Consider the following 8651-nt stretch of genomic DNA (forward strand, 5'->3'; position numbering starts at 1 on the left):
TTTTATATCTTACTCGCTTGTTAAGAATTTGTCAACAAGTTTTTTGATTTATTTTGTCGTGCCTCCGTGAGAGCTTCGTGTCTCGCGCGGCAACAGATATTAGTATACTAGACTTTTTCGTTACGTCAAATTTACATTTTCATTCGGTTTAACACGTGAACGCACGGACGCGTTGTGACAACAGCCTTCTTTTCTTTCCATACTTTCATAAAGTTAAGTCGGCATCATTACTATATTCTCTCCTGATAGTTCGGAATTTGCTTGAAAACGCCGTGATTTTTTCTGAAACTTTTTTATTTTTTCTTTTCTTAGTGCAACAATCCCCGCTTTCCCTCTTCTTAATCCATTTCTGACAGGCTTGCTTGTTCATTTGCCGACAGCGGTCTTCCGAATTTGGTCTTCAATAATTTGGACGGCGATTTGGCAACGGTCAACTATTTCAGACTGATCATCACGCATTCCATGATTAATCCATTCGTATAAGGTGGCGTAAATCAAGTCAGCAGCGTTGCGGACCATCTTGTTAGAGTAATCACCAGTTTTAGAATGCTCAGCCACATAATTGCGCGTTACTCGCAAAATTGCTTCGCGGACCTTATCAGGAAGCATAATAGCAAACTCCTCTCCTTTCTTTCGGCCAGTTTGCCGGCATTGAACGTCTTTAATGAAAGAAATCGCGTGCAGGAAGTAGTTGCGATTGGCTGACATGTAGAGCAGAAGCTGGTTTAGTCCGGAATTATAGCCACCATGTTCTGGAACGAAATTGACTTCAAGCTGCTTGACCAACAGTTCCGTAACCAATTGTGGCAAACTGCCATAATAGGCATAGAAAGTCGGCCGTGACAGTTGCGCTAAAAGGCAGTAGCGTTTAACGTTCATTTTTCCTGCTTCTTCCCGACTGAATTCTTTTACTAAAACATTGCTTGCCTTCACTAGGCGTCCGTTTTCGATCATTTTTTCCTCCTCGTTTGCCAGCAGCTGGCGCTGTGTAAAGCGCTTGCGGATTTCATGGAACAAATATAACCGAAACATGCTAGGAAAATCCACTGACAAGTCGGAGGCACAGAAGCCCTGTAAATCAACATTTTAAGATCTGCCATAAGGTTGGAAAGTCTTTAGATATTGCACTTTTCACTTGAAATGTAGCACCAAAAATATTTCTTATAAAAAATGCCTGCCGCTTCACGCGACAGGCATTTGCTTTGAGCTAGGACTACTTAGCTGGAGTTCTCCATTCACCGCCTTGAGCGAGTTGACGTTCGCCCAATTGGTTAACGATGACTGAGATGTGTTCTTGCGGAGCACCAGTGTCTTCTGAGATGACGCGGGTTACGTCCTTCATCATCTTTTCCAGTTGTTCTGGAGTGCGGCCTTCCAACAATTCGATATGTACAAATGGCATGTTCAATACCTCCATTTTTTAGGATCTGACGTTTCTTTCTATTATACGTGCTTTTTTCTAAAAAATAGCCCATCTCTTGAAAAAAGTCCCTCTTTCTCATGCAAAAAAGCACGCGCGGACCGAGCGTCTGCACGTGCTTCTATTCTAAAAAATTACCGGCCAAGAACTTCCTTGATTGCCTGGTCCAGCGGAGTCAAGCCGCCCAAGACTTCTTCCAAGTCGCTGCTGTCTTCAGTCAATGAGCCATCGTCAATCGGCTGCTGGAAGCCAGCATACATGGCTGCCACGTCATGGCTCAAGCCCATGCCCTCCAGCAGCTTCGCGTATTCTTCCTGGCTGACCTGCTTGACCGTGACCTCTTTGCCAGTTGCCTTGCCCAGTTCTTGAGCAAGGTCCTTGTAGTCGCGCTTTGGACCAGCAAATTCGTAGACTTCCTTTGGATTTTCACTGGCCAAAACCTTAGCAGCAGCGGCAGCATACTCTCTTTCCAAGGCCCAGCCGGCATAATTGTTGGCCCAGTAGACCTGGCTTGCCGGACCTGGCGCCAAGAAGGTCAGCTCATTTTCCAAGTACCAGTTGTTGCGCAAAAATGAGTGCTTAACGCCACTTTCCTTAATGAGCTTTTCCGTCAGCTGGTGGTCAGCGGCCAGCCAGTTGCTGCTCTTGTCAGCCATCGGGAAGCTGGTGTAGGCTACATAGCCAACGCCCGCCGCCTTCAAGGCTTCAACCATGTTCTTGTGCTGGTCGGCTCTAGAGAATTCTCCGCCTGGCTGAGAAGAAATGAACAGCAACTTGTCGATGCCAGCCAAGGCCTTGACCAAGGCGGCTTCATCACCGTAGTCTGCCACGCGGATCTCTACGCCTGCCGGCAGAAGCTTCTTCCCCTTTTCACCGTCGCGGACGATCGCCACCACGTTTTCTGCACCAACTTCATCAACCAAAGTTCTAACGGCTGTCTGACCCAATTTGCCAGTCGCCGCGGAAATCGCGTTCTTCATGTTTATTCCTCCGTCTTCATTGCTTGTTAGTTTCTAATTTACAGTCATTCTAACACATGTATTTTAAAAAACAACACGTTTTAGCAAAAAAATAAGCGGCCACTCCGGCCACTTATTTTAAACTTACGCTCGTTTGTCTGGTCTTTCCGCTTCCGCCTGTAAGATTCCGTCAACGATGTCTTGCAGACTGATCTCACGCATCTTGGCATTGGCAGCTGCCTGAACTTCCGCATAGGCGTCAGCCAAGGTGTCCTGGATGTTGCCGCCGACGATGCAACGGGGCTCAGTGTCCTTGTCGACGTGAAGCAGGTTGTGCTCCATGTCCACGGCACGGAAGACGTCATACATGCTGATGTCCTTGGGATCCTTGGCCAGTTCCGGCTCAGCGCTCCCCTGCTGGGTCTTCAGCAGTCCGGCCTTGCGCAGGTCGGTCATCAGACTGCGGACAGTGCTTGGGTTGGTGCGGATGCTGCTTGCGATCCGCCGGCTGGACAGGTCCCCGTCATGGCAGATCACGATATACGACAGCAAATGCAAAGCATCACTCAATTTATGTGAGAACTTCACGTCAATTATCCTCCACTTTCATTCGTTTTTCTAATGTTACCAGCCCCTGCCAGGGATTTCCAACTTTCCTGGCAAAAAGTCACACGTGAAACACCGGCTACTTGGGAAACTTTCCCCGCAGGAAGTCCAGCAGCTCCTGACTGCAGTTTTCCTTGAGGATCAAGAGTCCCTGGTCGCGGCTGAGCAGCAGAACGATCTCGTCTTTGGTCTCCAACATCTTGATGAAGTCGGAATACTTGTAGCTTCCGTCCCCATGGTTGGTCAGCAGCAGAACGTGATCCGGATAGAATTCGTAGCGGATGTGCTCATTCTGGCCCGCTGGCATGGCCGCGAAAGTCTTCTTCAGCTTGCGCTTGTACAGGTAGTCGATCAATAGCGGGTAGGCAATGATCGTCACGCCCAAAAAGACGGTGATTGAGTACTGCTTCAGCACAAAGGCTGCGGCCCCAAGGAGAATCCAGATAGTTTCCGCGATGGCGATAATCAAGCGTCGGCTCTTCTCGGTTACCTTCATGGCCATGCGGGTATATTCGTCAATCGTCATGGTCACGTCAGTCACGTAGGCTGGCCGGCTTGGCCGCTCAATGTGCTTGGATGGGTTGCTTTTTTTCATCTTCAGCCCTCTTTTCAACTGATTTATCTAAATTTTACTACAAATCGGCCAAGACCGGTTTTAAAAGAGCCCCCCGTGTTTGTTTCACGTGTAACTTTCCGCTGCCTTTGCTATCATAAAGGACAAGATCTAAGAAATAGAAAGACGCGAAACAATGAATGATGCACTTACCAACGCGGTCCTCGCCGGCCTTGCTGACTCCCAGTACCCGGCCAATAATTTCCTTGGGCCACGCCTTTTGACCAACAGCCAGCAGGAAACCATCTGGCAAGAATTGAAGCGGCAATTGGCCGACTGCCGCGGCTTTGCCTGGACAGTCGCCTTTATTTCCGCCGACATGCTGGCTCCTTTTAAGCTGATCATGGAAGACCTGGCCCAAGCGGGGGTCTCTGGAACCTTGGTCACTGGAACCTACTTGAATTTCAACACCCCCCGCGTCTTCCGCGAGCTCCTGAAGATCGAGAACCTGACCGTCAAAGTCACCCCAGGGCCGCTCCACGCCAAAGGCTACTTGTTTGACCATGATGGCTTCCAGACCGCGGTGATTGGTTCCGCCAACTTTACCCGGTCTGCCCTGCTCGCCAACCAGGAATGGTGCCTGCGGATCAGTTCCAAGAACCAGGCCGGCTTGACCAGCAGGCTAAAAGCCGAATTCAACCGCTTGGCGCGAGACGGCCAGCCGCTGACCGAAGCTTGGATCAAAGACTATGAACTGGACTGGCAACCTGGCCGGCAACGCATGTTACACGTGAAACACGCTTCAAGTTCCATCAAGCCCAACCACATGCAAACCGAAGCGCTAGCGGCCCTGGACCAGCTGGTCAAAAGCGGCCAGCACCGGGCATTGGTCGTTTCCGCTACTGGCACGGGCAAGACCTACCTGGCTGCCTTCGCGGTCCAGGCTTACCAGCCGAGGCGCTTCCTCTACCTGGTCCACCGGGAGCAGATCGCCAAAAAGGCCCTGGCCTCCTTCAAGCAGATCATCGGCGGGCCAGCCAGCGACTACGCCCTTCTGTCTGGCGGCCAGCGGGCTGATCCCGCCGCCAAATACCTCTTTGCCACGGTGCAAAGCGCGGCGCGGGACCGCTTTTTGCAAGCCATGCCCAAGGACGCCTTTGACTACATCCTGATCGATGAAGCCCACCGGGCCGCGGCCCCCAGCTATCAGCGGCTCATGGACCACTTCCAGCCTGACTTCTGGCTGGGACTGACGGCGACCCCGGAGCGGATGGACCAGCAGGACATCTACCAGCTTTTTGACTACAACCTGGCCTATGAAGTCCGCCTGCGCGATGCTTTAGCGGAAAAAATGCTCACGCCCTTCCACTACATCGGCATCCGTGACTATGAAAAAGACGGCATCACGTCCACTGACGCCAGCTCCCTGCGCTGGCTGGGAGCCAGCGAGCGCGTTGACTACATCCTCAAGGAGCTGGACTACTATGGCTATGACGGCGACCAGCCCCGGGGCCTGGTCTTTGCCAGCCGGCAGGAAGAAGCCCGCGCGCTGGCCCAAAGCTTCAGCCAGCAGGGCCACCCCGCCAGGGCCTTGACCAACCAGGACTCGCAAGCAGCGCGCCAAGACGCCGTCCAAGCCCTTGAACAGGGCCAGCTGGAATACCTGGTGACCGTTGACCTTTTTAATGAAGGCATCGACATTCCCTCGCTAAACCAGATCGTGATGCTGCGAAGCACCCAGTCAAGCACCGTCTTCATCCAGCAGCTGGGGCGGGGGCTGCGCCTTTTTCCAGGACAGACCTTCGTCACCGTGATTGACTTCATCGGCAACTACCAGCACAACTACCTGATTCCCCTGGCCTTAGCCGGGCAAAAGATCTCCAAGGACCAGCTGCGCCAGCAGCTAAGCCGCCCCGACTTCGCGGGCCTAAGCACGGTCAGCTTCAGCCGGATCGCCAGCGAGGAAATCCTGCGTTCCCTGGACAAGGTCAAGCTGGATGCCCTAAAAGAGCTCAAGGAGGCCTACCTAGAGCGCCAGCAGGAGCTGGGCCGGGTTCCCCTGCTCATGGACTTTGCCCGCGGCGGGAAAGTCTCTCCCCTGCTGTTTATCGAGAACAAAAGCCTCAAGCACTACGGCGCTTTTTTGGAAAAAATGGGCGAAGCCTGTCCCATGTCCAGCTATGAGAGCCAGATCCTCTCCTTTATCACCCGCGAGCTGGCCACGGGCAAGCGGCCACATGAACTGGACCTGCTCAAGGAGCTCTTCGCTTTGGCCGCGCGAGGCAAAGAAGCTCGCGTTGCCGGCAAGGCCTTGCAGAAGCGCTGGAAAGCGCTGGGCTTCTACGACAGCAGCGATTTGCGGAAGTCTTTGGCCTCCGTCCTCTCCCTGGACTTCTTTAACGTGAAATCTGGCAAGACCACGGTCAAGGACCAATATGGCGGCGAGCCCATCGTTGACTTTGAAAATAGCGCTGACTATTGCCTGAATCCCAAGCTTCTGGATCCCAGTCCGGCATTTCGCCGCCTTGCCGCTGACGCGATCGCGACCGGCCTGTTTTTGGCCAAAAACTACGACGCCAGCCGCCAGTTCACCCTTTACCGCCAATACGACCGCAAGGACGTCTGCCGCCTGCTCAACTGGCCGCTTGACGTCAGCCGGCCCATGTATGGCTACCGGATCACGAACCAGGTTTGTCCCATTTTTATCACCTATAAGAAAGAAGAAATTAGTGAAGACAATAAAAAGCGGCGCCGCAGCGCCGTTTATGACAACCAATTGTCCGATGGCCAGACCTTGCGCTGGTACACCCGCTCACCCAGACACCTGGATTCCGCGGAAGTCCAGGAACTCCTCTCTGGCGTTGCCATGGGGCAGCAGGCAACCCACGTCTTGGTCTTCGTCAAGCGCAGCGACGCTTATGGCAAGCAGTTCTACTACTTAGGCGAGGCCGCGATCGTCCCTGGCTCTGCTAAAGAGGAGCTTTTGGGCACGAAGAAGCCGGCCGTGGGCCTGGACCTGAAGCTGCGCCAGCCATTGACGCCGCGGATGTACGACCTGCTTTTCGCGGATTAAAGCAAAAAAGGAACGACTTGCATGAGTCGTTCCTCTTTCTTTTGCAAAAATAAGGCTGTTTAGCGCGCCCGCTTTAAGATGCGCTTTGAAGCGTCTGCCAGGGCAAAGTACAGGATTGGAGTGCAGATTGCCGTTGAGCAGGAGTTGATCACCGTCGGCAACATGCTGGCAAATGCCCCGATAAAGTCCGCCTTAATGGCCATCCCAGCCATCAGCCCTTCAATGAAGGTCGTGGCATAAGAAGTAAAGATCTTGGTCACGCCGGCGACGATGGCCAAAATCATGATGTTCTTTGGCGTGTCTTCGTACTTGAAGGCCTTGAAGACCGCTGACAAGACGGCGGCAACCACGACTACTTCCAGCATGGTCAGCCAGCTGGTAGCAGCGTAGCCGTTCAAAATGTCAAAGCCGCCCAGGCCGATGATCCCGGCCAGCATGCCGTTTCTAAAGCCTAGGTACAAGATGGCCACGGCGGTCAGGGTGTTGCCGAAGTGGATAAATGGCTTCCCAACGACGGCTGGGAGCGGAATCCGCAGCACCCAAATGCCTAAATAGATAATTGCCGCGAAGAGCCCGGTCGTAATCCAGGCCCTAAGTGAGTTTTCTTCATCTCTCATGGTAAAAGTCCTCCTCTAACACGCTTCAAACCACACATTTTTCATTTTTCCAAAAATTGGCCAAGCAGCCAAGGCAGAGCCGCGGCGTAATTGGGACCAAAGCGCGGATCCTGGTCTGGCGCGGTTTTCGCGATGGACTTGGCGACAAAGGCGCCGGCCGTTTCCGCGGCCTGCTGCAGATGAAAGCCGTGCATCAGGCCGGCCATCAGGGCACTGGCGAACAAGTCGCCGGTGCCAAAATAGCTGCCAGGCACCCTTTCCTGCACGGAATCCCAGAAGGCATCCTGGCGGCTGAAGCCAAAGACCCCGATCTCAGCCGTGCCGACCGGCACCCCGGTCAAGACGACCTGGTCCAGGCCAAACTTGGCTTGCAGCAAAGACACGATTTCAAAGGCCTCCTTGCGGTCGATCCGCTCATGTTTCTCGACTGGCTGACCCAGGAGCAGCAAGGCTTCAGTCAAATTTGGCGTCAAAAGCGCCGCGTGCTGGGCCAGTTCTCCCATTCTGGCCACATAGCCCGCGTCAAAGCCGCGATACAGCTTGCCATGGTCCGCCATGGCCGGATCCAGCAGGATCAGCCGGCCGGCAAGCTTAGGCAGCTCAGTCAGCCAGACATCCAGGGCCTCTTGCCCCAAATAGCCCAGGTAGACCGCGTCAAAACTGATGTCCTGGCTGGCCCAGTGGTCCATGATCCCCGGAATTTCCGGCGATAGGTCCAGGTAGGTATTGGCCCCAAAACCGCCGGTGTGCGTGGACAACAGCGCCGTCGGCAAAGCCGCCGTCCGCAGGCCCGCGGCTCCCAGAACCGGCAGGGCCACGGCCATGGATACTTGTCCGACGCAGGACAGGTCTTGACTGATTAAGACTGATTTCACCTTGCTCCCCCTTTTGACCACAATTGTAGCCGTAACTCACATTATAAAGACTATGAGAAATAAATTAAAGTGAAAAATAATAATGCTATTTTCAGATTTATTAAAAAGTATACCATGCTTTTTCAGCAAACAAAAAATCAGCTGTTTCAAGCGAAACAGCTGATTTGGTTAGGAATGTGTTGTGTATGTATAAAATTCAATGTATCTCTACATTGAGGAAAGAAAAATAAAAGAAATTTGGATGTTATAGACTGGCTTTTGGATTCCGGTCTACGATTCAAGATTATACTCACACTTTGTGAACAAAGTGTGAACTTTTTTAAAAGAATTGCTTTTGCGTAAATTTTATATTTTTTGATAGTTATAGCCTGACTTTTTCAATCAAACAAGACAGCAAAAAGGCAGCCCAGGGGAAGGCTGCCCTCTTTGTAATGTCATGTTGTGTGTTTTAAGGGAAAAATGTAATAAGAAAAAATCTGGAAATTATCTAAGCATCAACTACCCCCGACCGAGGTCGGAGGTTTGCGACTAACTAGCGTGGTCCAAAC

8 protein-coding genes are annotated in these 8651 nt (G+C 52.4%); 1 reads left to right on the plus strand and 7 read right to left on the minus strand.

Features of this window, described 5'->3' with window-relative positions; all coding sequences use genetic code 11:
• Nucleotides 1-366: 366 nt before the first annotated feature.
• The 5 genes from OCH80_RS09810 to OCH80_RS09830 all read right to left on the minus strand — a co-directional run bounded on the left by OCH80_RS09810 (nucleotide 367) and on the right by OCH80_RS09830 (nucleotide 3580).
• The gene (locus tag OCH80_RS09810; protein WP_154549410.1) at nucleotides 367-954 is read right to left on the minus strand and encodes a hypothetical protein; all 588 of its coding nucleotides are present in this window, start codon (nucleotides 952-954) and stop codon (nucleotides 367-369) included.
• Nucleotides 955-1213: 259 nt separating this feature from the next.
• Entirely contained in the window at nucleotides 1214-1402 is a 189-nt protein-coding gene (locus OCH80_RS09815) for a 2-hydroxymuconate tautomerase (RefSeq protein WP_154549409.1), read from the minus strand.
• A gap of 152 nt (nucleotides 1403-1554) precedes the next feature.
• Nucleotides 1555-2400, minus strand: coding sequence for an NAD(P)H-binding protein (locus OCH80_RS09820; protein ID WP_404540544.1), 846 nt, complete (start codon nucleotides 2398-2400; stop codon nucleotides 1555-1557).
• A 123-nt stretch (nucleotides 2401-2523) separates the two neighbouring features.
• Nucleotides 2524-2967, minus strand: coding sequence for an Rrf2 family transcriptional regulator (locus OCH80_RS09825; RefSeq protein WP_302188386.1), 444 nt, complete (start codon nucleotides 2965-2967; stop codon nucleotides 2524-2526).
• A 97-nt stretch (nucleotides 2968-3064) separates the two neighbouring features.
• Complete coding sequence (locus OCH80_RS09830; RefSeq protein WP_302188385.1) at nucleotides 3065-3580, minus strand: YcxB family protein; 516 nt, start codon at nucleotides 3578-3580, stop codon at nucleotides 3065-3067.
• 154 nt (nucleotides 3581-3734) lie between these two features.
• On the opposite strand from OCH80_RS09830, the gene OCH80_RS09835 reads away from it, so the two are divergent.
• Nucleotides 3735-6611, plus strand: a complete 2877-nt coding sequence (locus tag OCH80_RS09835) for a DEAD/DEAH box helicase (RefSeq protein ID WP_404540548.1) — start codon at nucleotides 3735-3737, stop codon at nucleotides 6609-6611.
• Nucleotides 6612-6670: 59 nt separating this feature from the next.
• Here OCH80_RS09835 and OCH80_RS09840 read toward each other — a convergent pair whose 3' ends face one another.
• Nucleotides 6671-7228: an ECF transporter S component gene (locus OCH80_RS09840; RefSeq protein WP_404540551.1), complete on the minus strand. Its 558-nt coding sequence runs from the start codon at nucleotides 7226-7228 to the stop codon at nucleotides 6671-6673.
• Nucleotides 7229-7269: 41 nt separating this feature from the next.
• Complete coding sequence (locus OCH80_RS09845) at nucleotides 7270-8103, minus strand: PfkB family carbohydrate kinase (RefSeq protein ID WP_404540554.1); 834 nt, start codon at nucleotides 8101-8103, stop codon at nucleotides 7270-7272.
• Between the last annotated feature and the right edge of the window lie 548 nt (nucleotides 8104-8651).

It is taken from the genome of Lactobacillus sp. 23-2, assembly GCF_044902225.1.
Taxonomy (GTDB): Bacteria; Bacillota; Bacilli; order Lactobacillales; family Lactobacillaceae; genus Lactobacillus; species Lactobacillus absianus.

Excerpts from the sequence above, each read along its gene's own strand:
- OCH80_RS09810 (WP_154549410.1), bottom strand. The coding sequence starts at position 954 with ATGATCGAAAACGGACGCCTAGTGAAGGCAAGCAATGTTTTAGTAAAA.
- OCH80_RS09815 (WP_154549409.1), bottom strand. The coding sequence starts at position 1,402 with ATGCCATTTGTACATATCGAATTGTTGGAAGGCCGCACTCCAGAACAA.
- OCH80_RS09820 (WP_404540544.1), bottom strand. The coding sequence starts at position 2,400 with ATGAAGAACGCGATTTCCGCGGCGACTGGCAAATTGGGTCAGACAGCC.
- OCH80_RS09830 (WP_302188385.1), bottom strand. The coding sequence starts at position 3,580 with ATGAAAAAAAGCAACCCATCCAAGCACATTGAGCGGCCAAGCCGGCCA.
- OCH80_RS09835 (WP_404540548.1), top strand. The coding sequence starts at position 3,735 with ATGAATGATGCACTTACCAACGCGGTCCTCGCCGGCCTTGCTGACTCC.
- OCH80_RS09840 (WP_404540551.1), bottom strand. The coding sequence starts at position 7,228 with ATGAGAGATGAAGAAAACTCACTTAGGGCCTGGATTACGACCGGGCTC.